The sequence below is a fragment of the Aeromonas sp. Y318-1 genome, from assembly GCF_027706125.1.
In the GTDB taxonomy this organism is placed as follows: domain Bacteria; phylum Pseudomonadota; class Gammaproteobacteria; order Enterobacterales; family Aeromonadaceae; genus Aeromonas; species Aeromonas hydrophila.
In genome coordinates this window covers 18,314-40,710 of sequence record NZ_JAPDCM010000015.1, presented here as the reverse complement: position 1 = coordinate 40,710, position 22,397 = coordinate 18,314, and the positions used below count along the sequence as shown (strand labels likewise).

Here is a 22,397-nt window from a genome sequence, read left to right as displayed (position 1 = left end):
AAATGACTAGCGCCATAGCAGGAAGTGCGGTGAAAGAGGTCGCACTTGGGCGAATTTCAGGAAGTTTGCCCGCAGAGTTAGGGTCTTGGGCTCTTCGAACCAGTGGAGCAGCGTCAGGCGCATTTCTGATGGCTTTCAGGCCTTCCGATATGGGGGACGGCACTCTTTACACAGATGAGCAATTGAAGGCGATGAGCCGTGCTGCAACTCGTGTTCGATTCAGATTTATTGAAGATGAACAGGGGCGAATGCAGGTATATGGGATCCACACCAGCGCAGCATCTGGCATGGATTCTGTGCCAATCGTGCAAGCTCGGCAAGAAGGAAGTGCCATAGTCGCCGTGGTTCCTGGTGGGCCGACATTGACTTGGTACCCGGACAGCAGCGGTGAAGTGCCTGATGCCAGCAGTTATTATCCGGAACGAGATGGCATGGATGTGTCGAACATATTGGTTCGCCCCATCCCAGAAGCTCCAGATGCGGAGCTAGAGACGTTCCCAGCAAGCGGAGATAAGCTGGAAGATTGTATCATCACCTTCCCAGCATCACTGGGGGTCCCCCCGCTTTATTTGGTATTCAGTAAGCCTCCGGTTAAGCTGCTCGAAGTAGATACCTATCGTGGATTCCAAGGTAGACCCAGGTTGGGATCTCATGCAGACCACATGCCGTCAGCTGCTGCGGTAGAGAAGTACTTACGTAACCTCTATCCCGATATGAAAGCCAAAGATGTTGAGGCCATGAAAAAAGACGTTGCGGCTCTCATCATCCCTGCATCAGTTCACCAGAAGTGCAGCGAGACTTATGGTGGTAGAAATACCCCTATGCAGATTGATAATGACTCTAAAGATTTAAGGAAGGCTGTAGATAAAAACTTCAATATGGTAAAAAAATGTTTGCTTGACGAAGGATATGATGAAACAGAAATTGAGCAAGCAAGAAATAAGATGCATGAAGTTAATCAAGAACAAGGGTGGTATTGATGACAATCAATGTTAAAGAGTTGATTAATAGCCTTGGTAAGACTTATAACTCCTTGTTCGAAGCAGGGCAGATCCCATATAAGACTAAGCCCAAAGGGGACTCAGGCAGTCCTTTTCTTAATCTAAATATGATTAAGGAAGGCGTTATTTTAACATTTGATAGAAGTACAACATCTTTGATTGAGATAGGTTTGACCCTTATTGAAGAAGGTAAGGAAGGATATAAATTCCCAAATGAACTGCCACCTCCATTGAGGCAAGACATGTCACGTGCGGAGGTCAGGGCTGAGTTTGGAGAGCCAACATATTCCCATCCACCATTCAAGATAATTAAGAAAAAATATGGTGGCGTTGACTATTTTGAGCTTAAAAAAGGTAGCAGGAGTACAATGATGCTGCTGCACTATAATCTAGAACAAAAGGTGACGGATATCACATTTAAACCCGCAGATGGGTTTGAGTGGAAGCCGCTTTCTCCTGCTCAATTATTATGACTCTGATCAGGATTCAAGAAGCCCTGTTGTGCGTGGATGCATCGATCCTACTTCTGTTGACAGGCAGAGGGGGGGCAAATGACGGTTAATGTGCAGGCTCTAATCAATAGCCTAGGAATGACCTATGAGGCCATGATGGAGGCTGAATTGATCCCTTACAAAACCAAGCCAAAGGGTTACTCCGGGGATCCTGAGATAACGTTGAGTATGGCGAAGGAGGGCATTTTCCTTTCGTTTGACCGCTCATCTAGAAAGTTAATAGAAGTGGATTTGGAGTTGCTCAAAGAAGAGGGAAAACAATACAGGTTTCCGAATGCGCTCCCGGCTCCATTATGGGAAAACATGATGAAGGCAGATGTAAGGTCTACCTTTGGTGAACCTACTAACTCGCACCCTCCATACATGATTGTAAATAGAAAGAAGGGGGGGACAGACCACTATATTTTTGAAACGGGTTCAAAACGAGTATCTATGCTACTCAGTTATAACCTTGATCAAAGAGTTACGATTGTAGGATTCAAGTCGACCGAAATGGTCCAATGGAAGGAACTTGATCCTTCGTTCTTACTGTAACTGCAGCTGAGTTCTCCCCAACATCTGTTGAATGTTTTTCTGTGGAGCGTTAGCATCTCTTAAAGATGGCCAGAGTCCCCCGGGACCCTGGCCTTTTCTATTTCTGGCCCGCCTCGTGTGGGCTTTGTCATTTCTGGGGGGAGGGATGAGTAAAGAGGAAGGGGTGGCAACGGCCGTAGTAGTTTCAGGGATGGTTAGATCACTACAGTCGCGATGTGTGACGGTGCTGCCGAGCGACTCTATAGCAACGCACAGAGTCGGTTTGCCCCATTCTGGATCAGTGGGTTGAAAAAAGTAACCGGAAGCGAGCTCTATGAGTGCTTGAGCCAAGATGAGTTATAGCGACGCACTACCAGCGAGACAAGTCCGAAGCCTGGCTGGTTGTCCCGGGTGTTAAAACTACCTAATTGACCCACTTGTTTTTGCAGCGATGGGAAAGTGACAAGCGCGGTTTTCTCCTAGGTGGCGTGATGCGCTTTATCGCCGAGCTCTCTTGCTGTTTCCATGAATCTCGGTGAGCCAACCTTGCTTCATTATCAATCATCACTGGAGTGTCATGACATTGATGCCAGGCTCAGGTGACCCTAGGGGGAGCGCTGTCAGCCGAGCGGGTTACGGAGCTGACCTCTTTACTAACCAAAGGTGCCTTGTGCCAAGAAGGTGAGACTTCACCGCTGGCGGTATTGACGGCATTGGCCAATATCGCCTGGATCGCACGTTACTGCCCGTCAACCAGGGGCTTGAGCAATTAATGAAAGGTTCTGCCGACTTGCTGGAGGCAGATGCTGGCTTTGAAGATCAGGATGCATTTCGCTTGTTGGCTTTACTGCTCGACAAGTTATTGCGTGGAGGGAGTGGCAGTCGTCAGGCCAAACCTGATGGACAACAGTAAGCGTCATGGAGCCGAGGGGGTGACGGCCAGATCCCCGAATAGCGGTGCCGTGGTACGTGGGCCATGCCAGCTGGCTGGATGTGGTAGAAGCAGATCTCTAGTGCTTCTGGCATGGGGACGATCCGGCAAGCGGCGAGGTATTGCTTGGCGTACTGCTGGGACGGGATGAGAGAGTGCGGCTTGTTTATGGTCTGCTGGTGAGTGCTTTCTACATGGGTGAGCCTTTCAAGCTCGAGTGAGGTTGTTTGAATGCTTCAGTAAGTGATTTAAATATAACAGTAAAATGAACTTCTGCAGTTTATGCCCACGAACTTCTGCATGTGGTGTTTCAAAAATGAAACACCTAGACGGGTCTGGCTTGGCTCTATTACGACAAAAACGGATGGAGTTCTGTCGGTTAAGTTGCTCGGACGAATACTGTTACTATCTGTAGCAATGCCCCTCAAATTGCACCACGTCCCAATTGTGTACCACTCTCATCAGCGTTAGAGACATAAACCCTTATAAATCAGGTTATTAAAAAAGACATATTGCAAAACGTGGAAGTAGAAGGTCGGCTCGCTGCCGGCGTGTGCTGTTTTGCTCATGTTGCTCGAGAGGGATATCCGATGACGGTGGCGCCTGGCGCCAGGGTGGGGGTGCCATGCACCTCGGTTGCCTGCATGGTAAACCATAGCGCAGGCAGAACGAAGGGTAGACCGGTCGGCTGCCGCTTTATTGGGCAGGCCTGCATCAATGGAAGATGAAAAGGAGGGGAGCAGAGTAAAAAGAGACAGCCCCGCTGGCGGGGCTGTCCAGCTTTTCTGGTGGCGGGCTCAGTGACAGAGCTTGTAGTACACCTCGTTCCACTGCAGGGTCTGCTTGAGCTCGGGGATCCGGGTGTGCTCGTCGATGACCACAAACTCGATACCCATGAGGTCGGCGAAGGTGCGCAGCTGCTCGATATCCACCGACTGGGTGAACACCGAGTGGTGGGCGGCCCCGGCCAGGATCCAGGCCTCGGCGCTGGTCTGCAGGTCCGGCATGGGCTGCCACAGGGCGCTCGCCACCGGCAGTTTCGGCATGGCCTCTGGCAGGTCCACCACCTCCAGCTGATTGACCACCAACCGGAAGCGGTTGCCCAGATCGATCAGGCTGGCGTTGACTGCCTTGCCGGCAGGGGCCGCAAACAGCAGGCGGGCCGGGTCGGCCTTCTTGCCTATCCCTAAGTGCTGGGCATCCAGCACGGGTTTATCGGCGGCGATGGAGGGGCACACCTCCAGCATGTGGGCCCCCAGCACCAGGTTGTTGCCCGCCTCCAGGTGGTAGGTGTAGTCCTCCATGAAGGAGGCGCCCCCCGCAAGGCCATGTCCCATCACCTTGAGGGTGCGCAGCAGGGCCGCGGTCTTCCAGTCACCTTCTGCGCCAAAGCCGAAGCCTTGCTGCATCAGGCGCTGACAGGCGAGCCCCGGCAGCTGGTGCAGGCCGTGGAGATCCTCGAAGGTGGTGGTGAAGGCGCCAAAGCCGCCGTCGGTGAGGAACTTCTTCATCCCCAATTCCTGGCGCGCCGCCTCATACAGGGAGGCACGCAGCGGCCCGCCCGCCTGCACCGCCTCGGTCAGGGTGTAGGTTTCTTCGTATTCGGCCAGCAGCGCCTCGATGTCGCTTGCGGGCACGGCGTCGATCACCTTCACCAGGTCGCCGACCGGGTGGTAGTTCACCTGATAGCCGAACTGGATCTGGGCCTCAATCTTGTCGCCCTCGGTGACCGCCACGTTGCGCATGTTGTCGCCGAAGCGGGCGATTTTGAGGTGGCGGCTGTCGTGGATGGCGGCGGCGACCCGCATCCAGTTGCCAATCTTCTGCCTGGCCTCTTCATCCTGCCAGTGGCCCACCACCACGGTGCGCGGCAGCCGCAGCCGGGCTCCCATGAAGCCGAACTCACGCCCGCCGTGGGCGGTCTGGTTCAGGTTCATGAAGTCCATGTCGATCTCGCTCCACGGCAGATCCCGGTTGAACTGGGTGTGAAATTGCAGCAGGGGCTTTTGCAACTGGCTTAGGGCCGGGATCCACATCTTGGCGGGGGAGAAGGTGTGCATCCACACCATGAGCCCGGCGCAGCGCTCGTCGTGGTTGGCATCCCTGGCGACACGGCTTATCTCGTCGAGGGTGGTGCCGGTGGGCTTGAGCACGATCTTGACCGGCAGGCCGGCGCGCTCGTTGAGCTGGCTGGTGATGGTGTGGGCGTGGTCGGCCACCTGCTTCAGGGTGGCGGCGCCATACAGGTGCTGGCTGCCGACCAGGAACCACACTTCCAGCTGTTTCATCAATTCCATCTTGGTGTCCTCTGTTTACGCTTTTGTCTGGCCGTAATAGGCGTGTTTGCCATGTTTGCGCTGGTAGTGCTTCTCCAGCAGGTAATCGGGCAGGGGGCGGGCCCCGGGGTTGATCTGGCCGGTGAGCCAGGCCATGCGGGCCACCTCTTCCAGCACCACGGCGTTGTGTACCGCGTCCTCGGCGCTCTCGCCCCAGCTGAAGGGGCCGTGGTTGGCCACCAGCACCCCCGGCATGGTGAGGATGGGGGTCTGCTTGAGGGTCTCGACGATGAGATGCCCGGTCAGCCCCTCGTAATCCTCCTCGACCTCGCCCGGGGTGAGCAGGCGCGAGCAGGGGATCTCGCCGTGAAAGTAGTCGGCCTGGGTGGTGCCGAAAATGGGGATGGCACGCCCCGCCTGGGCCCAGGCGGTGGCGTGGGTGGAGTGGGTGTGCACCACGCCGCCCAGTTCCGGATAGGCGCGATAGAGCACCAGGTGGGTAGCAGTGTCGGAGGAGGGGCGCAAGGCGCCCTCCACCTGCTTGCCGGCCAGATCCAGCACCACCATGTCCTCAAGCAGCATCCGCTCGTAACTGACGCCGCTTGGCTTTATCACCACCAGATTGCGCTCTCGGTCGATGCCGCTGACGTTACCCCAGGTGAAGGTCACCAGCTCGTGGCGCGGCAGATCCAGGTTGGCGACGAGCACCTGCTCTTTGAGCATCTTGAGGTTCATGCCGGTACTCCCCGGTTGTAGAGCGGCTCGGCGGCGGCGCCCCAGGCGAGGTAGCACTGGTAGAGAAGCTCGTATTCGGCGACCCGCTCAGGGTCAGGCTGGTGGGTGCGCTCCACGGCGCTCGCCATGTGGCGCTGGGCCTCGGCCACATCGGCGTGGATCCCGGCCGCCACGGCGGCAAAGATGGCCGCCCCCAGGGCGCAGCACTGATCCGAGGCCACCACCTGGATGGGCCTGTTCATCACGTCGGCGCAGGTCTGCATCACGGTGGCCGACTTGCGGGCGATGCCGCCAAGGGCTATCACCTGCTCCACCGGCACCTGCTGACTGGTCATGCACTCCATGATGCTGCGAGCCCCGAAGGCGGTGGAGGCCACCAGGGCACCGAACAAGTCGGGCGCATCGGTACCGAGGTTGAGCCCGGTGACGGTGCCCTGCAGGCGCTGGTTGGCGTAGGGGGTGCGGCGACCGTTGAACCAGTCGAGCACCACCGGCAGATGGGCCAGATCGCGCTGCTGCTCCCAGGCGGCGGCAAGGCTTGGCAGCAGCTCCCGCTTGTGGGCCTCGATGGCGGTGCGCAGCTCCGGATACTGGGCGGCGAGGCTCTCCAGCGGCCAGCCGAGCTGGCGCTGATACCAGGCATAGATGTCGCCGAATGCCGATTGTCCCGCCTCCAGTCCCACCATGCCCGGCACCACGCTGCCGTCCACCTGGCCGCAGATCCCGGCAATGGCGCGATCACCGATGGTGGCCTCGTCGGCGATCAGAATGTCGCAGGTGGAGGTGCCGATCACCTTGACCAGCGTATTGTTGCCGGCCCCGGCCCCCACCGCGCCCATGTGGCAGTCAAAGGCGCCGCCGGCGATCACCACTTCGCAGGAGAGGTGCAGCCGCTCCGCCCACTCCGGGGTCAGGGTGCCGACCGGCAGATCGGCGGTCCAGCTGTCGGTAAAGAGCGGGTAGTCGAGATCCTCGGTCAACAGCGGATCCAGCGCGTTGAGAAACTCGGCGGGGGGCAGGCCGCCCCAGCTCGGGTGCCAGAGGGACTTGTGGCCGGCGGAGCAGCGCCCGCGTCGGATGTCGGCCGGGGCCTGGGTACCGCTCAGGATGGCAGGAACCCAGTCGCACAGCTCGACCCAGTTGCAGGCGGCGGCGCGCACCGCCGCGTCAGCGCGGGAGACGTGCAGGATCTTGGCCCAGAACCACTCGGAGGAGTAGACCCCGCCGATGTAGCGGCTGTAGTCGGGGAACTGGCCGCCATGGCACAGGGCGGTGATGGCCTCGGCCTCCTCGATGGCGGTGTGATCCTTCCACAGCACGAACATGGCGTTGGGGTTGTCGGCAAACTCCGGGCGCAGGGCCAGCACACGGCCTTCCTCGTCGATGGGGGCTGGCGTGGAGCCTGTGCTGTCCACCCCGATGCCGCGCACGGCGGCGCGCTGACGCGGGGTGAGCTGGCTCACCACCGCCACCACCGCCTGCTCCATGGATTCCAGATAGTCGAGGGGGTGGTGGCGAAACTGGTTGGTGACCGGCTGGCAGTAACGACCGGCCTGCCAGCGCGGGTAATAGACGACCTGGGTTGCCAGCTCGGCGCCATCGTGGCAGCGCACGGCGAGTGCTCTGACCGAATCGCTGCCGAAATCGAGTCCGATGGTGATCTGCTCGGACCTGGGGTGCTCAGACATAAGTGCTCCTGACCATCAATGAGGGGTGACTGGTGAGGAACCATAGGAGATGGACCGGACGGGCGGTTAGCCATTGGCTGCTGGAAATATGGATTTAAACGCTATGCCGGCAAGAGGGTGACGGCCATCGAAGATCCGCTATGTGATTATTTTGCTGAAAACATAGACAAAACGGCTGCAATTTCATGGCGTGATCCTGCTCTCCATTTTTCCATGTGAAAACGATTACAACTTGGTTCGCTCAACTAGCAACAACAATAACGTCCTGTTTAAGCATGTTTTTATATGGCTGCGACTTGATTGACCCAAGGAGCAGCACTGCGTGGATACATGGATTGATAGAACACCTGGAGACACTCGCATGAACAAAATCGTTAACAGCATGATCGCAATGGGGTTTGCCCTTGGTATGGCAAATTCTGCTTTCTCGGCCGAGGCGCTGAAGCTGGGCTATCTGGTCAAGCAGCCGGAGGAGCCCTGGTTCCAGACCGAATGGAACTTCGCCGACAAGGCGGGCAAGGATCTCGGCTTCGAGGTGATCAAGATCGCCGTCCCCGATGGCGAGAAGACCCTCAATGCCATCGACAGCCTGGCGGCCAACGGCGCCAAGGGCTTCGTCATCTGCACCCCTGACCCCAAGCTCGGGGCCGCCATCATGGCCAAGGCCAACAGCATGGATCTCAAGGTCATCACGGTGGACGACCAGTTTGTCAACGCCAAGGGCCAGCCCATGGAGCAGGTGCCGCTGGTGATGATGGCCGCCACCAAGATTGGTGAACGCCAGGGCCAGGAGCTCTACAAGGAGATGCAAAAACGTCAGTGGGACGTGAAGGCGACCGGGGTGCTTGCCATCACCGCCGACGAGCTCGACACCGCCCGCCGCCGGGTCGAAGGCTCCCTGAGCGCGCTCAAGGCCGCCGGTTTCCCCGAGGCTCAGATCTACCGCTCACCCACCAAGGCCAACGACATTCCGGGGGCACTGGATGCCGCCAACTCCATGCTGGTGCAGCACCCCGAGGTGAAGAACTGGCTCATCGTCGGCATGAATGACAATACGGTGCTCGGCGGCGTGCGTGCCACCGAAGGACAGGGCTTCAAGGCCGAGAACGTCATCGGCATCGGCATCAACGGGGTGGATGCGGTGAACGAGCTCTCCAAGTCCAGCGCCACCGGCTTCCTCGGCTCCCTGCTGCCAAGCCCGGACGTGCACGGTTACAAGAGCATCCAGATGCTCCATGACTGGGTGGTCAACGGCGCCGAGCCGGCCAAGTTCACCGAGGTGACCGACGTGGTGCTCATCACCCGCGACAACTTCAAGGTCGAGCTGCAGAAGAAAGGTCTGTGATTGACGCCATTTAAACCCTGACACCGAGACCGGCATGACGGAGTGCGCCATGCCGGTCGGCTGGAGTGAAACATGAATCAGTCAGTTCCTTATCTGGAGTTTTGCGGCATCAGCAAGGAGTTTCCCGGCGTCAAGGCGCTGAAGAACGTCTCCTTCTGTTGCCAGCAGGGCACGGTGCACGCGCTGATGGGGGAAAACGGCGCGGGCAAGTCCACCCTGCTCAAGATCCTGAGCGGCTTTCAATCGCCCACCACCGGGGTGGTGAAGCTGGCCGGTCAGGAGCGGGTCTTTCAGAGCACGGTCGATGCGCTGGAGAGCGGGATCGCCATCATCTATCAGGAGTTGCACCTGGTGCCCGAGATGACGGTGGCCGAGAACATCTACCTCGGCCAGCTGCCGACCCGGCGCGGGGTCATCGATCGGGAGCAGCTCTATCAGGATGCGGCCAGGCAGCTGGCGCGCCTCGGCATGGATGTCTCCCCCGAGACGCCGCTCAAGTACCTGTCGCTCGGGCAGTGGCAGATGGTGGAGATCGCCAAGGCGCTGACCCGGGATGCCAGCGTCATCGCCTTCGACGAGCCGACCAGCAGCCTGTCGTCGCGCGAGATAGAGCAGCTGTTTCGGGTCATCCGCCAGCTGCGTGACGAGGGCAAGGTCATTCTCTACGTCTCCCATCGGATGGACGAGATCTTCGCCCTGTGCGACGCCATCACGGTATTCAAGGACGGCCAGTTCGTGCGCACCTTCGCCTCCATGGCCGAGGTGGACCGGGATCTGCTGGTCAAGACCATGGTGGGACGCGAGCTGACCGACATCTATGGCTACAGCCCAAGACCGCTTGGCGAGGCTGGCCTCAAGGTAGATAACCTGATGGGGCCTGGGCTCAAGGCGCCGTTATCGTTCGAGGTCAAACGCGGGGAGATCCTCGGTATCTTCGGGCTGGTGGGGGCCGGGCGCAGCGAGCTGATGAAGCTCATCTTCGGCGCCGACAAGATGCACAGCGGCGAGATAGCGGTGTTCGGCAAGCCGGTGGTCATCGGCAGCCCCATCGACGCCATTCGCAGCGGCATCATGCTCTGCACCGAAGACAGGAAGGCGCTCGGCATCATCCCCATCCACTCGGTGCAGGAGAACATCAACATCAGTGCCCGCCGTCACCACGCGTGGGGGGGCTTCTGGATCAACCAGCAGTGGGAGGACGAGAACGCGAGGCTGCGGATCCGCGACATGCGGGTCAAGACCCCGTCTCCCCAGCAGGCCATCATGAACCTCTCCGGCGGCAACCAGCAGAAGGCCATTCTGGGGCGCTGGCTCTCCGAGGACATGAAGGTCATCTTGCTCGACGAGCCGACCCGCGGCATCGACGTCGGGGCAAAGAACGAGATTTACAACGTGATTTACGATCTGGCCAAGGTGGGCATCGCCGTGGTGGTGGTATCCAGCGAGCTGCCGGAAGTGCTGGGCATCGCGGATCGGATCATGGTCATGCGGGAGGGGGAGATCGCCGGCGAGCTTTCCCACGACGAGGCGAACGAGGTCAAGGCGCTCAATCTGGCCATGCCGGCCCGTTGATCTGCTGACCGCAACGAGATAGCACCCGGAATTTTCAGGAGAAATACCATGACAACTACTACCTCAGTCGGCCAGGCCGCCAGCACCGCGACGGCCAGCGGCTCCCGTCTGCAACTGGCCCGCGTCTGGGATCAATACGGCATGCTGGTGATCTTCGCCATCCTGTTCCTGCTGGCCTGTGTGCTGGTGCCCAACTTCGCCAGCCTGATCAACATGCGCGGGCTCGGGCTCGCCGTCTCCATGTCGGGCATGGTGGCCTGCGGCATGCTGTTCTGCCTCGCCTCCGGCGAGTTCGACATGTCGGTGGGCTCAGTGGTGGCCTGCTCCGGCGTCGCCTGCGCGGTGGGCATCAACGCCACCGAGAGCATCACGGTCGGCATCCTGGCCGGCATGTCGGTAGGGGTGCTGTTTGGCCTCATCAACGGCATCGTGGTGGCCAAGTTCAAGATCAACGCCCTCATCACCACCCTCGCCACCATGCAGATGGCGCGCGGGGTGGGCTACATCATCTCCGACGGCAAGGCGGTGGGCATCGTCGAGGAGCGTTTCTTCGAGCTCGGCAACTCCGCCCTGCTCGGCATCCCGACCCCGGTCTGGCTGACCGCCGTCTGCTTCGTGCTGTTCGGACTGCTGCTCAACAAGACTACCTTCGGTCGCAACACCCTGGCCATGGGGGGCAATGAGGAGGCGGCGCGTCTGGCCGGGGTCAACGTGGTGCGCACCAAGATCATCATCTTCACCATGACCGGGCTGATTGCCTCCATCGCCGGCATCATACTCGCCTCGCGCATGACCTCGGGCCAGCCGATGACCTCCATCGGCTTCGAGCTGGTGGTGATCTCCGCCTGCGTGCTGGGGGGCGTCTCCATGAAGGGGGGGATTGGCAAGATCTCCTACATCATCGCCGGGGTGCTGATTTTGGGGCTGATGGAGAACGCCATGAACCTGCTCAACATCTCCCCGTTTGCCCAGTACGTGGTGCGCGGCCTCATCCTGCTCGCCGCCGTGCTGTTCGACCGCTACAAGCAGGTGCGCAAGGCGCGCATCTGATCCCTGTCCAACCGGAGCAGGCCCGCGCGCTACGGGCCTGCCGAGGGTTCCCCCCTGGCGCACGATGCATCTCGTTGTGAGCCAGTTCACCAATTTCACACGGCGCCACGCGCCGGATAGCGCGTTCCCAAGGTGAGTCTTTACAATGGCCCAAGCCGATTTTTTTACCCAAGCGCTGTTTTCCGCCATGTCCTCGATGCAAAAAGAGAAGCCGAAACAACTCAACCCCCTGCTGCCGGGCTATGCCTTTGATGTCTTCCTGGTCTCGGGCATGACCCCCATAGAGCAGGGGAGTGCGCTCGACTTCATCATCGACCGCCCTCAGGGGATGAAGGGCTTCATCGTCAATCTGACCATCAGGGGCAAGGGGCAGATCTTTCAGGGGGAGCAGGCCTTCACCGTGGAGCCTGGCGATCTGCTGTTGTTCCCACCCGCGGCCGTGCACCATTACGGCCGGGCGCCGGATGCCCAGGAGTGGTACCACCGCTGGGTCTATTTCCGGCCGCGGGCCTACTGGGCCGACTGGCTCAAGTGGCCGCAGGTGACGGAGCGGGTGGGGCGATTGCAACTGGCGGACGCTGCCTTGCTCGCCGAGTTCGATGCCCTCTTCCTTGACATTGAAGAGACCCACCAGCAACTGCGGCCCATGTCGGAGCAGCTGGCCATGAACCTGTTGGAGCGGCTGCTCATTCGCTGCTACGAAGCCTCCTCCCTGGATGACTATCCCGCCATCGACCACCGGGTTCACCAGGCGTGCCAGATCCTGAGCGAGTCGCTCTGCGCCGAGATCTCGGTGGAGGCGCTGGCCGAGCAGGTGTTCTTGTCCCCCTCGCGCCTCGCTCACCTGTTTCGCGAGCAGGTGGGGGTGAGCATAGTGCGCTGGCGCGAGGATCAGCGGATCATGCGGGCCAAGCTGCTGCTGCAGACCACGCCGCTGTCGGTGGCCACCATAGGCCAGCAGGTGGGCTATGACGATCAGCTCTACTTCTCGCGGGTGTTTCGAAAGCGGGTGGGGGTGAGCCCCACCGAATACCGCAAATGCGCCACCCCGCTGTGACCCCACTTGCCTGAGGCTGCGGCCGATCTTGTCCCTTCAGCGTTCACCCCATGACAGGGTGGCTGCTTGGGGCAGGGGGCCACTGCTTTCTTCATCACTCCTCGTCGATGGCGGCGAAGCGCTCCACCAGATAGTCGATGAGGGCCCGCACCGAAGGGAGCAGGCCGCGCCGGGAGGGGAACACGGCGTGGATGAGCTCGGGCTTCGGCTCCCAGGCGGGCACCACCTTGACCAGGGTGGCGGCGGTCAGCTGCTCCTGCACCATCAGCAGCGGCAGTTGCACCACCCCGACCCCGGCCAGCGCCGCACTGCGCAGCGCCACCATGTCGGTGGTGACGAAGCGGGGCTGGTGGGTGAGGTCGGCATGCGCCCCCTGCGGTCCGAACAGCGACCAGAGGTAGTGCTGCCGCGGCGCCCCCAACCCCATGCTGGGCCAGCCGTGCAGATCCGCCGGCGCGGTGGGCAAGCCCTGCTGTGCGACGAGTGCCGGGCTGGCCACCAGGCACTGACGACGCTGCGCCAGTATCCGGATCACCAGCTCGCTGTCCTGCAGCGGCGGCGGCCTGACCCGGATGGCCACATCAACCCCTTCGGCGATGGGGTCGACCCGCCGATTGGTCCCTTCCAGCTCGACCCTGATCTGCGGGTGACGGGCCATGAAATCCGCCAGCATGGGGCCGATATGGGTGTGCAGCAGGGCGATGGGGCAGCTCATGCGGATCAGCCCGCAGGGCTCGGCCCGGGTCATCTCGATGGCGGCCTGCGCCGCCTCGGCCTCCACCAGCATCGCCTTGCAGTGCTCGTAGTAGGTGCGGCCCAGCTCGGTCACCGCAAACTGGCGGGTCGAGCGTTGGAGCAGCCGCACACCGAGCCGCTCTTCGAGCTGCGCTATCCGGCGGCTGAGGCGGGATTTGGGCATGCCGATGGCGCGGCCGGCGGGGGCAAAGCCGCCGTGATCCACCACCTGGACGAAATAGTAGAGATCGTTCAGATCTTGCATAGGGTGCTCTCATCGTTCCAAAAATAGGACGCTGATGCCCAATTTAGCAGTCTACCCACCTGTTCGTCTCGAAACTATGCTGTCTCCAGTGTTCAATTCCACTGGATATGTCAGGAGCGACAGATGAAAAAGATCCTCGGCGTTTACAGCGCCCCCCGTCCTCACTGGGTAGGCGACGGCTTTCCCGTCCGCTCTCTCTTCTCCTACAACAGCCACGGCAAGCAGCTGAGCCCCTTCCTGCTGCTCGACTATGCCGGCCCGGCCAACTTTACGCCGACCAGCCAGCCACGCGGGGTAGGTGAACATCCCCATCGCGGTTTCGAGACGGTGACCATCGTCTACAAGGGCGAAGTGGCGCACCGGGATTCGACCGGTCAGGGCGGTGTGATAGGCCCGGGCGACGTGCAGTGGATGACCGCCGGCGCCGGTATCCTGCACGAGGAATTTCACGCCCCGGCCTTTAGCGAGTCGGGCGGTGAGCTCGAGATGGTGCAGTTGTGGGTGAATTTGCCGAGCCGGCACAAGATGACGCCGCCCGGTTACCAGCCCATCCTGGCGGGCGACATTCCGACGGTGGCACTGGCCAGCGACGCGGGGTCGGTGCGGGTCATCGCCGGCGAGTTCGAGGGGGTCCGTGGCCCGGCCCATACCTTCAGTCCGCTGCATGTCTGGGATCTGCGTCTGGTGCAGGGCAGTGTCAGCACACTCGAGTTGCCCGAAGGCTGGACCGGCGCGCTCATCGTGCTCAAGGGAACCGTGCAGGTCAACGGCAGTGCCATCGCCCGGGAGGCGCAGATGGTGGTGCTGGACCGGGCAGGGCGGCAGGTCATGATCGAGGCAAACAGCGACGCCACTGTGCTGCTGCTGAGCGGCGAGCCCATCGAGGAGCCCATCGTGGGTCACGGCCCCTTCGTGATGAACAGCCATGAGGAGATAGTGCAGGCCATCGATGACTTCAACAGCGGCAGATTCGGCGTGATGCCGGAGTGATAAATGGACAAGGCCCTCCCATGAGGGCCTTGTTTTTATGAGGCTGCGGATCAGCGCTGACGGGCCTTGAACCTGGGGTTGCTCTTGCAGATCACGAACAGCTTGCCGCGGCGGCGGACAATCTGGCAATCGGGGTGGCGCGACTTGGCCGATTTGAGGGAGGAGAGGACTTTCATGACTGCGCTTTTCCTTTGTTGAAGAACTGACCGAAACGCTGGCCGAAGCGGGCGACCTGACCTTCCTTGCTGACCTGCTTCTGCTTGCCGGTATAGAAGGGGTGTGACGCACTGGAGACATCCAGCGTCACATAGGGATAGGTATTGCCGTCTTCCCACAGCTTGGTGCGATCGGTTTTGAGGGTGGAACCCACCAGAAAATAGGTATTGGCGGTCAGGTCGTGGAACAGAACCTGACGGTACTCGGGGTGAATGTCGGGACGCATGATGCTGGCCTTATAATTTAGTTGTTATAACATAACAAATAAATCATGCCTTTGTTGAGAATGAATATCAATAATTTTTTGTCTTGTGTGTGGTGATGGGGCGATAGACCGAACGAGGTTCTACCTCCCCGGCAAGCAGGGTAACCGGCCGGGTTTGGTGATGCCGCAGCAGGGTTGGCAACAAGAGGTTGATGACGTGCTTTACTTTTGATTTTTACTGTATAAAAATACAGTTATAAATTATGGAGAAGTATCCTATGCGTCTGGAAATCATCATCGACAAAAAACATCAGGTGCCCACCTCGACCATGGAGGCGCTGCGTCAGGAGCTGCTCAAGCAACTGGGCGAGAAGTTCCCCGACCTGCATGTGCGGGTCGCCCCCGGCAGCGCCATGGCGCTGACGGTCAGCCGCGCCAGCAAGGAGGACAAGGAGCTGGCAGAAGCCATGGTGCAGGAGGTGTGGGAAAATGCCGACAGCTGGATGCCGGAGAGTGTTGCCTCCTGAGCCTGGTTGCCGGGCTCTCATCTAGCAGCTTTCTTGCCGAACAAAAAACGCAGCCCAAGGCTGCGTTTTTTGTTGCTGGTGGGATTAGCTCCCGTGTTGATCGTGCGTCAGCACTCAGCCTTTACTCCTCAACCGTCAAAGCCCGGCCCAGCGTTTGAGACTGTTGACCTGCACCCGCTGATCGGCCTGGGCAATGTCGCCGCTGGCGCGCAGTGCCTTGAGGGCGACGGGCAGGGCGGCACGCACTTCGCTGGCCGTCATGCCGGCCTGCAGGGCCGGGTGATAGGCAAGCTTGAGCAGCACGTAATCGAGCCCGGTCGGGAAGCTGTCGATGCTGTTGTCGTTGAAGATGGAGGGGAACACCTTGTCCGAATCGTTGGGCAACCCCATCACCTGGGTGAGCTCCTCCACCACGCAGTCGAGAAAGCGCCCCTTGGCCCGGCTGTAATCCACCGGAATGATGATGGTGGCGCGGGCCATCTCGCGGCGGGTATTGGTGGTGAAGTTGGCCATGCAGAGCCCCTCCTTGAGCGCGGTCTTGACGGAGGCATCCTGCCCCATGGTGCGCTTGGCCCAGCTCGCCATCTTGGCGCGTGCGGTCATGATCAGCGTGATGTTGGGTCGCTCGCTGACCAGGGCGATGGGGCGACCTATGATGCCGGCCAGATGCTGGCTCTGTACTTTGACCACCTCGCTTTGCAGCGCCTTGTCGCCAAATTCGTTGACCAGCTTGAGCCGGATGGGCTGCTCCCAGCGGGAGAAGTGCACGTTCTGTTCGTGGCCGTACTCCCGCTTCATGGCGACCTCGAAGAAACTCTCGGTGAGATAGGCATCGCTCTGCCAACGCTCGGCGGCTTGCAGCCAGGGGCTCAGCAACAGGAGCGCCACCAGCCAGCGGCCGAGCGGCCGGCGCCGGCCTGAGTGGCGCACGGCAAGGTAACGGCGCAATGAAGTCATGTCTCCTCCTTGAAACAGTCGGGATCAGCGCGTGGCCCGTTCGAGATCGCGCCAGGTGAGCCAGAGCCGCAGATCAAACTCCAGTTGATGATAGTCGGGCTCCATATGCTGACAGAGCTGATAAAAGCCCTTGTTGTGATCCTTCTCCTTCAGGTGGGCAAGCTCGTGCACCACGATCATCTTCAGGAAGGCCGGGTGGGCCTCCTTGAACAGGGCGGCGATGCGGATCTCGTTCTTGGCCTTGAGCTTGCTGCCCTGCACCCGGCTCACATAGGTGTGCAGGCCGAGGGCATCCTTGATCACGTTGATCTTGCCGTCGAAGATCACCTTGGAAAGCGGCGCCGAGCTTTTCAGGTAGCGGTTCTTCAGCTCCATGGTGTAGGCGAGCAGCGCCTTGTCACTCTGGATGAGGTGGGTCTCTGGATAACGCTTGGCCAGCACGTCCCCCAGCTTGCCCGCCGCGATCAGCTGTTGCACCTGGGCCTTGAGGGGCTCGGGGTAGCCACCGAGGTAGGTCAGTTCCGCCATGTCTGCATTACTCGTCATATCAAAAGAGCGCCATTGTAGTCAGCGCGTCGCCGCTTGCCTACCGTTTCGGGCCTTGCCTGCGTTGGCGCAATGAAAAGGGCCGTCATCGCGGGATGACGGCCCTTTTCGGTCAAGGGGGCTCAGCGCCTGCGATAGAGGCCCGGATCCACCTCTTCATACTGGCTCACCAGATATTGATAGAAGGCGAGACTGGAGGGGGAGCTGGGCTTTTTGAGCTCTTCGGCCACCCGATCCGGCTTGGCGATGATGAACTTGGGACTCTGGCGCTTGAGGTCGGCCAGCACCCGTTCACGCACGTCGTAGGGCGGGTTGACGTTGGCAAAGAACAGGTAGGCGGAGGCCGGCTGGCGATCGGTCCAGAGGTAATATTGCGGCTGGATGCCGTCCACCCAGATCTTGTCGGTGGGGCCGGTTTCGGCCTTGATCCGATCGACCCGCACCTGGGCTGGCGGGTTGAACGGTGTGCCCTTCAGGGTGCCTTCCCAGGCATTGTTGAGCAGCAGGGCCAGCATGGCGAGCGAGGCGAGCCAGGGGGTGGCGCTGCGCACATCCCAGGCGCGCCACAGGGGCACCAGGATGAGCACCGGCAGGGCCCACAACAGGCTGTTGCCGAGCACTTCGCGCACCCGTTCCAGCGACCACTCCTTGGTGCTCCAGCCGTAACCCAGCTGCTGGGCCAGCAGCCAGCTGGCGGTCAGCACCACCAGCGAGATGCAGAGCAGGCCGAGGCCATCGGCCTGCTGTTCGCTGCGATCCAGCAGGCAGGCGAGCGGCAGCAGGGCCAGCGGCAGATAGAGCACATCGTAGTGATCAAACACGTGGCCGGAGACCGAGTTGGCGATCAGGGTGAAGATGACCCCAAACAGGGTGGCGCACAGGGCCGGCAGATACCACTCCTGACGGCGCCCCATCATCAGCACGATGAAGGCGGGCAACAGCATGATGAGGCCGGTACGCAGCAGGCCGACGCTGCCGACATCCGGCGAGAAGCCGTTGCCGTAGCTCCCCTCGAAGAAGATGTCGAAGGCGTAGTATTTGAATTCGGCCAGCAGGTTGTGATGCTGGAAGTAGGCCAGCAGCGGGCCGCCGACGAGCGCCAGCCCCAGCAGACTGGAGCAGAGCAGGGAGAGGGCGCAGCGCCACTGTTCGCGCAGGCACCAGTGGCAGAACAGCACCAGATACCAGGCACCCCAGAAGGCGCCGTTGTTGGTGCGCATCCAGGCGACGATGGCAAAGGTAAGCGCGGCCACCAGCGCCGGTTCCCAGCTGCAGCGCTTGTCCAGCAGCATGGTGATGAAGGCCCACTGGGCGATGAGGGCCAGATGGAAGGTCCAGTCCTCGGTCATGTTGCCGTAATAGTAGCGGGTGCCGTAGAGCGCCAGTACCGCCAGCATGCTGCCGAGCCGGGCCCGCAGCGAGAGGCCGAGCTGACCGAACGCCTGCCAGCTGGCCAGCAGCCCCAGCCAGCAGAGTGCCCACTCCAGCAGCCAGATCCCGAAGAAGCCGCCGAGGCCGTAGCCGAGGGCGTCGAGGGCGAAGATCATGGGGCCCTTGATATCGATCATGTCCCGGTAAAGCACGCCCCCTTCGCTCCACATCTTGCCCATCACCGCAAACAGCGAGGCGTCAAAGCCTGGCGCCATGCCGTGGAACAGCGGGTTGCGCAGGCAGAACAGCAAGGCCAGCAAACCGGTGAGCAGGATCACCAGCGGCCGCAGGCCCGGATTGACGCGAGGAGGGGTAAAACGGATGGCATGATTCATGGGTGACCTGTTCCTGCTGGGAAGTCTCGAAAGCGGGCCTATCTTGCCGAGCCTGACAGCACGATGCAATGGGCGAGGGGAATGTGCTTGAAATAATTTGTAAAAGTGCCGCTTTACGGCATGAAAGCGGCACGTTTTCTGACAAAACCGGCTAAAGCGACCTGGCGGGCCACCACCAAGGGGCCCGGCAGATCCTTACCGGGTAGACGGCCCCTGATACTCCACCAGTGCCGGCGCAGCGGCGAGCTCGGGCAGATAGCGGGCCCAGCGGATGAAGGCATCCGCCAGGGTGATGCCGAGCTCCTGGTTGTGCTGGGTCAGGGTGCGGGCCAGCGCTGTGTAGCCCTCCTTGCCGGAGGCGGTGTAGGCGCTGGAAACCCCCCGATAGATGGCGTCGGCTTCGACCGGCTGCCACTGGCCGGGGGCGCGCTCCCACTCCAGCAGGGTGATCCGGCGCCCCTTGGGCTGGTCCGCCTGATAACAGAAACGCACGCCGGCGGTATAGGGGAAGCTGCCGTTGCCATTGCCGGTCACTCCGTTGTTGGTGGCGTTGTCGATGGCCCCCTCCAGCGCCTCGGCCAGCTCATGACCGTGCACCCGATAGAGGGTGAGCGGGATGGCGAAGGGCAGCAGGCGCCCGGCGATGTCCGCTTCGCTGAGCGGCCCGGGCTCGAGGGAACAACGTACCCCGCCGGCATTGTGCAGGGCGAAGTCCACCTGACCGACTTGCTCGCGGGCCCCGGCCAGCATGGCGCTGGCCACCAGGGGCGCCACCTGGCTGCCGGCCGGCAGGCTGGCATCGGGCAGCCGCTGATGGTGCAGCGGCCCGCCAAGGCGGGTCACGATGCGCTGGGTCATGGTCTCGAGCTCGGGCCGGTAGCGCTTGGCCAGCAGTTGCTCGAGCGCGGGCGCCGGCTTGCAAAAGTGCAGCCCGGTCGGCGGCGTCGAGGCAAACGGCCAGGGCTGCCAGGGCAGCCACTCCAGCTGGCCACGGCTGCGCACTACCCGGCCGTGCTGGTCAAAGGTCAGCTCGCACACTCCGAGGCAGAGGGCACTGTGGGCGGCGTGCAGGATGGCGACGCCGTTTCGCATCAGCGGATAGCTGCCCTCGCTCGCCAGACCCAGCGGCGCCAGCTCTCCCAGCAGGCTGTGGGTGTGGCCGCCGATGATGAGGCTGAGCTCGGGGAAATGCTCGGCCAGCAGTTTGTCCTGCTCCAGCCCCAGGTGGCTCAGCAGGATGATGTGGTGGATGCCGGCGGCCTTGATCTCTGCCAGCGCGGCCTTCAGGGTCTGCTCGATGCCGTGAAAGCGGGTATGGGGATCGGGGCTGGCGATGGCCGCCATCTGCGGCAGCGTGATGCCGAGCAGGGCGAAAGGCACGCCGTCGATACTGCGCTGGTGCCAGGGACGGCTGGCATCATACAACCGGGGCAGGCCGCGCAGTCGCAGCGGGGCGTCGGCGGGCTCCTGACTGCTGTCGAGGTTGGCGGCCAGCACAGGAAAGTCGAGCTGGCGCAAAAACTCCACCAGCGGCCCGTTACCCAGATCGAACTCGTGATTGCCGATCACCATGGCGTCCGGTCGCAGCAGGCTCAGCAGGTCGGCGTTGGCGCGCCCCTTGAAGCGGTTGAAATAGAGCGAGCCCTGGAAGGTGTCACCGCCGTGCAGGAACAGGCAGGTCTGGCCCGCCGCGTCGGCCTGCCGGCGCAAGGCGTTGAGCCGGGTCAGGATGCGGGCGTAGCCACCACACTGGGTGCGCCACTCGGACTCGCCTGCGGGGGCGAAGCGCATGGGGGCGCCATCGAAATGGGAGTGACAGTCACTGAAGTGGGCAAGTTGAACCGTAATACTCATCTCGGTCCTCCTTAGAGAAAAAAGAGCACCGAGTCTACTCCAATGGCGGGGGGAGATACCAGCCCGGCGGCAGGCCGGGCGGGTAGAGTGAGGTAGAAGCAGGGCATCCGCTCAGGGAGCCCCGTCCCTTCAGGCGGGTACCATGATCTGGGTAGCTAGGATCACCACCAGCAGGCCGACCGCGACCGGCACCGAGGTGCGCTTGACCACTTCGAACGGAGAGAGGTTGCCCATCCCCGCACAGGCGACCACCACCCCGGAGACCGGCGAGATGGTGCGGCCCAGGTTGGAGGCCTGCAGCATGGGGATCACCAGATAAGCGGGGTTGACGCCGAGGCTGGTGGCCAGATGGGGAATAAGCTCCACGAAGGCGTAGAAGGGGGCGTTGCCGGACCCCGTGGTAAAGGCGGCCAGGGTGGTGATGACCACCAGCACCAGCATGATGACGATGCCGCCGGTACCAAAGCTCTGGGCCAGATCCAGGAGGTTTGCGATGAAGCCGAGCCCCATCAGGCCCTGGGCAAACACCCCGGCACCCACCAGCAGCATCACTACGCCGGCGAAGGCATCGGCCATGCTGCGCCAGCATACCTGCAGCCCGTCCAGCAGCTCTTTGCTGTTGCGTTTGCGGGCCAGCTCCAGCAGGGCGGCCAACACCAGGCAGATGACGATGATGGTGACGATGTCGAGCTTGGGCCCGAGTTTGCCGTCAAACAGCAGCACCCCGATGATGGGGGTAAAGGGCAGGATGGCGTAGAAGCCGGGGGCATCGGTGATGAGATCGCTCGGGGCGACCGCCTCGTTGTGCTCGCCGGTCTTCTGATCCAGATAACGCTGCCAGAAGAAGTGGGTCACCGCCATGGCGGCGATGGCCACCAGCGAGATGGGCAGGGTCAGCTTGAAGGCAAAATCGAGCAGCTCCATGTTGGCGGCCTGGGCGGCCATCACCACGTCCCCGGAGGTGGGGGCCAGGATGATGGCGGCCGGCGAGGCACACACCGCCGCCGCCGCGCCACGGGAGATCCCCATGTTGACCATCAGTGGGAACAGGGTGGCCATCAAGAGCACGCCGAGACCCGTGGCGGAGCTCACCGCCAGCGACATGGCACAGGCCACCAGATAGGCGGCAACCAGCAGGATATAGGGGGACTTGATTATGCCAAGCGGCTTGCTGGCCAGCTTCACCAGGATGGTGTTGGCGCCGATGTGGCTCATGTAGCCGGCGAAGCCGCACAGCACCATGATCAGCATGCCGAGGCCACCGCCTCGATCCACCAGCAGGAAGCGCACGTATTCGAAGATGTCGGTGGCCACGTGGCCGGTGGAGGTGACGCTGGTGGGCAGCACCGCCTTGCCCATCAGGGCGGTGATCGCCAGCAGCAGCAAGCCGCCGCTGAGCAGCACCCCGGTGGCCGAGTAGCCCTTGAAGATGTAGCGACCCACAGCCAGGGTGACCAGGGTGCCGATAAGGAGTTCCATCATAGAGTGAGTTCCTGAGTACGAATGAAGGTGGATGCATTCCTGGCGTCAACTTGGAGGTTAATCTGGCCAATCCCGAAATGTATCGACATAAAACTCGGCGATTATTATCCAATAAGGGGTATCTCACCATGATGTTGCGCATCACTTGTGATCTTGCTTGCAAATCAATGGCGG

The 22,397-nt window shown here is 61.2% G+C and carries 21 protein-coding genes; 10 read left to right on the top strand and 11 right to left on the bottom strand.

Annotated elements, in window-relative coordinates; all coding sequences use genetic code 11:
- Positions 1–2: 2 nt before the first annotated feature.
- From OKB87_RS19525 to OKB87_RS19510, 4 genes are all read left to right on the top strand, one after another.
- The gene (locus tag OKB87_RS19525; RefSeq protein ID WP_270828310.1) at positions 3–980 is read left to right on the top strand and encodes an S-type pyocin domain-containing protein; all 978 of its coding nucleotides are present in this window, start codon (positions 3–5) and stop codon (positions 978–980) included.
- On the top strand, positions 980–1,474 hold the full coding sequence (locus OKB87_RS19520; RefSeq protein ID WP_135319949.1) for a DUF6392 family protein: 495 nt from the start codon (positions 980–982) through the stop codon (positions 1,472–1,474). The genes OKB87_RS19525 and OKB87_RS19520 overlap by 1 nt, the downstream gene beginning before the upstream one ends.
- A gap of 78 nt (positions 1,475–1,552) precedes the next feature.
- On the top strand, positions 1,553–2,047 hold the full coding sequence (locus OKB87_RS19515; RefSeq protein ID WP_135319948.1) for a DUF6392 family protein: 495 nt from the start codon (positions 1,553–1,555) through the stop codon (positions 2,045–2,047).
- A gap of 751 nt (positions 2,048–2,798) precedes the next feature.
- On the top strand, positions 2,799–2,939 hold the full coding sequence (locus OKB87_RS19510) for a hypothetical protein (RefSeq protein ID WP_167825118.1): 141 nt from the start codon (positions 2,799–2,801) through the stop codon (positions 2,937–2,939).
- 815 nt (positions 2,940–3,754) lie between these two features.
- On the opposite strand, the gene araA is transcribed toward OKB87_RS19510, so the two are convergent.
- From araA to OKB87_RS19495, 3 genes are read right to left on the bottom strand one after another with little or no spacing between them, the layout of a single operon-like run.
- Positions 3,755–5,254: an L-arabinose isomerase gene (gene araA, locus OKB87_RS19505; RefSeq protein ID WP_270828309.1), complete on the bottom strand. Its 1,500-nt coding sequence runs from the start codon at positions 5,252–5,254 to the stop codon at positions 3,755–3,757.
- A gap of 15 nt (positions 5,255–5,269) precedes the next feature.
- A complete protein-coding gene (locus OKB87_RS19500) occupies positions 5,270–5,968 on the bottom strand; it encodes an L-ribulose-5-phosphate 4-epimerase (protein ID WP_076360556.1) in 699 nt (232 codons plus the stop codon).
- A complete protein-coding gene (locus OKB87_RS19495) occupies positions 5,965–7,656 on the bottom strand; it encodes a ribulokinase (RefSeq protein WP_270828308.1) in 1,692 nt (563 codons plus the stop codon). The genes OKB87_RS19500 and OKB87_RS19495 overlap by 4 nt, the downstream gene beginning before the upstream one ends.
- Before the next feature lie 361 nt (positions 7,657–8,017).
- On the opposite strand from OKB87_RS19495, the gene OKB87_RS19490 reads away from it, so the two are divergent.
- The 4 genes from OKB87_RS19490 (at position 8,018) to araC (ending at position 12,680) form a co-directional block, all read left to right on the top strand.
- Positions 8,018–9,001, top strand: coding sequence for an arabinose ABC transporter substrate-binding protein (locus OKB87_RS19490; RefSeq protein ID WP_029301096.1), 984 nt, complete (start codon positions 8,018–8,020; stop codon positions 8,999–9,001).
- A 72-nt stretch (positions 9,002–9,073) separates the two neighbouring features.
- Positions 9,074–10,573, top strand: coding sequence for an L-arabinose ABC transporter ATP-binding protein AraG (gene araG, locus OKB87_RS19485; RefSeq protein ID WP_270799060.1), 1,500 nt, complete (start codon positions 9,074–9,076; stop codon positions 10,571–10,573).
- Between the two features lie 48 nt (positions 10,574–10,621).
- Positions 10,622–11,623: an L-arabinose ABC transporter permease AraH gene (araH, locus tag OKB87_RS19480; protein ID WP_252450883.1), complete on the top strand. Its 1,002-nt coding sequence runs from the start codon at positions 10,622–10,624 to the stop codon at positions 11,621–11,623.
- A gap of 145 nt (positions 11,624–11,768) precedes the next feature.
- Positions 11,769–12,680: an arabinose operon transcriptional regulator AraC gene (araC, locus tag OKB87_RS19475; protein ID WP_353736266.1), complete on the top strand. Its 912-nt coding sequence runs from the start codon at positions 11,769–11,771 to the stop codon at positions 12,678–12,680.
- A gap of 94 nt (positions 12,681–12,774) precedes the next feature.
- Here araC and OKB87_RS19470 read toward each other — a convergent pair whose 3' ends face one another.
- Complete coding sequence (locus tag OKB87_RS19470; protein WP_270828307.1) at positions 12,775–13,680, bottom strand: LysR family transcriptional regulator; 906 nt, start codon at positions 13,678–13,680, stop codon at positions 12,775–12,777.
- 123 nt (positions 13,681–13,803) lie between these two features.
- On the opposite strand from OKB87_RS19470, the gene OKB87_RS19465 reads away from it, so the two are divergent.
- Complete coding sequence (locus OKB87_RS19465) at positions 13,804–14,670, top strand: pirin family protein (protein WP_270828306.1); 867 nt, start codon at positions 13,804–13,806, stop codon at positions 14,668–14,670.
- Positions 14,671–14,720: 50 nt separating this feature from the next.
- Here the strand turns inward: OKB87_RS19465 and ykgO are convergent, their stop codons facing one another.
- Entirely contained in the window at positions 14,721–14,846 is a 126-nt protein-coding gene (ykgO, locus tag OKB87_RS19460) for a type B 50S ribosomal protein L36 (RefSeq protein WP_005300174.1), read from the bottom strand.
- Positions 14,843–15,112 carry a type B 50S ribosomal protein L31 gene (locus OKB87_RS19455; RefSeq protein WP_010634187.1) on the bottom strand — a complete coding sequence of 90 codons (270 nt, stop codon included), beginning with the start codon at positions 15,110–15,112 and terminating at the stop codon, positions 14,843–14,845. Before OKB87_RS19455 ends, ykgO begins: the two co-directional genes overlap by 4 nt.
- Positions 15,113–15,369: 257 nt before the next feature.
- Here OKB87_RS19455 and OKB87_RS19450 point away from each other — a divergent pair, with 257 nt between their 5' ends.
- Positions 15,370–15,618, top strand: coding sequence for a DinI family protein (locus OKB87_RS19450; RefSeq protein ID WP_011705785.1), 249 nt, complete (start codon positions 15,370–15,372; stop codon positions 15,616–15,618).
- A 135-nt stretch (positions 15,619–15,753) separates the two neighbouring features.
- Here the strand turns inward: OKB87_RS19450 and OKB87_RS19445 are convergent, their stop codons facing one another.
- The 5 genes from OKB87_RS19445 to dcuC form a co-directional block, all read right to left on the bottom strand.
- Positions 15,754–16,575 carry a DUF2927 domain-containing protein gene (locus OKB87_RS19445; protein WP_270828305.1) on the bottom strand — a complete coding sequence of 274 codons (822 nt, stop codon included), beginning with the start codon at positions 16,573–16,575 and terminating at the stop codon, positions 15,754–15,756.
- Between the two features lie 24 nt (positions 16,576–16,599).
- Complete coding sequence (locus OKB87_RS19440; protein ID WP_011705787.1) at positions 16,600–17,103, bottom strand: M48 family metallopeptidase; 504 nt, start codon at positions 17,101–17,103, stop codon at positions 16,600–16,602.
- Between the two features lie 140 nt (positions 17,104–17,243).
- A complete protein-coding gene (locus OKB87_RS19435; protein WP_270828304.1) occupies positions 17,244–18,887 on the bottom strand; it encodes a hypothetical protein in 1,644 nt (547 codons plus the stop codon).
- A 195-nt stretch (positions 18,888–19,082) separates the two neighbouring features.
- A complete protein-coding gene (locus OKB87_RS19430; protein WP_270828303.1) occupies positions 19,083–20,741 on the bottom strand; it encodes a bifunctional metallophosphatase/5'-nucleotidase in 1,659 nt (552 codons plus the stop codon).
- 129 nt (positions 20,742–20,870) lie between these two features.
- A complete protein-coding gene (gene dcuC, locus OKB87_RS19425) occupies positions 20,871–22,223 on the bottom strand; it encodes an anaerobic C4-dicarboxylate transporter DcuC (protein WP_270828302.1) in 1,353 nt (450 codons plus the stop codon).
- Positions 22,224–22,397 lie beyond the last annotated feature (174 nt).

Bases quoted from the DNA above. Each gene is read 5' to 3' on its own strand.
- OKB87_RS19525 (WP_270828310.1), top strand. From the start codon at position 3: ATGACTAGCGCCATAGCAGGAAGTGCGGTGAAAGAGGTCGCACTTGGG.
- OKB87_RS19520 (WP_135319949.1), top strand. From the start codon at position 980: ATGACAATCAATGTTAAAGAGTTGATTAATAGCCTTGGTAAGACTTAT.
- OKB87_RS19515 (WP_135319948.1), top strand. From the start codon at position 1,553: ATGACGGTTAATGTGCAGGCTCTAATCAATAGCCTAGGAATGACCTAT.
- OKB87_RS19510 (WP_167825118.1), top strand. From the start codon at position 2,799: ATGAAAGGTTCTGCCGACTTGCTGGAGGCAGATGCTGGCTTTGAAGAT.
- araA (WP_270828309.1), bottom strand. From the start codon at position 5,254: ATGGAATTGATGAAACAGCTGGAAGTGTGGTTCCTGGTCGGCAGCCAG.
- OKB87_RS19500 (WP_076360556.1), bottom strand. From the start codon at position 5,968: ATGAACCTCAAGATGCTCAAAGAGCAGGTGCTCGTCGCCAACCTGGAT.
- OKB87_RS19495 (WP_270828308.1), bottom strand. From the start codon at position 7,656: ATGTCTGAGCACCCCAGGTCCGAGCAGATCACCATCGGACTCGATTTC.
- OKB87_RS19490 (WP_029301096.1), top strand. From the start codon at position 8,018: ATGAACAAAATCGTTAACAGCATGATCGCAATGGGGTTTGCCCTTGGT.
- araG (WP_270799060.1), top strand. From the start codon at position 9,074: ATGAATCAGTCAGTTCCTTATCTGGAGTTTTGCGGCATCAGCAAGGAG.
- araH (WP_252450883.1), top strand. From the start codon at position 10,622: ATGACAACTACTACCTCAGTCGGCCAGGCCGCCAGCACCGCGACGGCC.
- araC (WP_353736266.1), top strand. From the start codon at position 11,769: ATGGCCCAAGCCGATTTTTTTACCCAAGCGCTGTTTTCCGCCATGTCC.
- OKB87_RS19470 (WP_270828307.1), bottom strand. From the start codon at position 13,680: ATGCAAGATCTGAACGATCTCTACTATTTCGTCCAGGTGGTGGATCAC.
- OKB87_RS19465 (WP_270828306.1), top strand. From the start codon at position 13,804: ATGAAAAAGATCCTCGGCGTTTACAGCGCCCCCCGTCCTCACTGGGTA.
- ykgO (WP_005300174.1), bottom strand. From the start codon at position 14,846: ATGAAAGTCCTCTCCTCCCTCAAATCGGCCAAGTCGCGCCACCCCGAT.
- OKB87_RS19455 (WP_010634187.1), bottom strand. From the start codon at position 15,112: ATGCGTCCCGACATTCACCCCGAGTACCGTCAGGTTCTGTTCCACGAC.
- OKB87_RS19450 (WP_011705785.1), top strand. From the start codon at position 15,370: ATGCGTCTGGAAATCATCATCGACAAAAAACATCAGGTGCCCACCTCG.
- OKB87_RS19445 (WP_270828305.1), bottom strand. From the start codon at position 16,575: ATGACTTCATTGCGCCGTTACCTTGCCGTGCGCCACTCAGGCCGGCGC.
- OKB87_RS19440 (WP_011705787.1), bottom strand. From the start codon at position 17,103: ATGGCGGAACTGACCTACCTCGGTGGCTACCCCGAGCCCCTCAAGGCC.
- OKB87_RS19435 (WP_270828304.1), bottom strand. From the start codon at position 18,887: ATGAATCATGCCATCCGTTTTACCCCTCCTCGCGTCAATCCGGGCCTG.
- OKB87_RS19430 (WP_270828303.1), bottom strand. From the start codon at position 20,741: ATGAGTATTACGGTTCAACTTGCCCACTTCAGTGACTGTCACTCCCAT.
- dcuC (WP_270828302.1), bottom strand. From the start codon at position 22,223: ATGATGGAACTCCTTATCGGCACCCTGGTCACCCTGGCTGTGGGTCGC.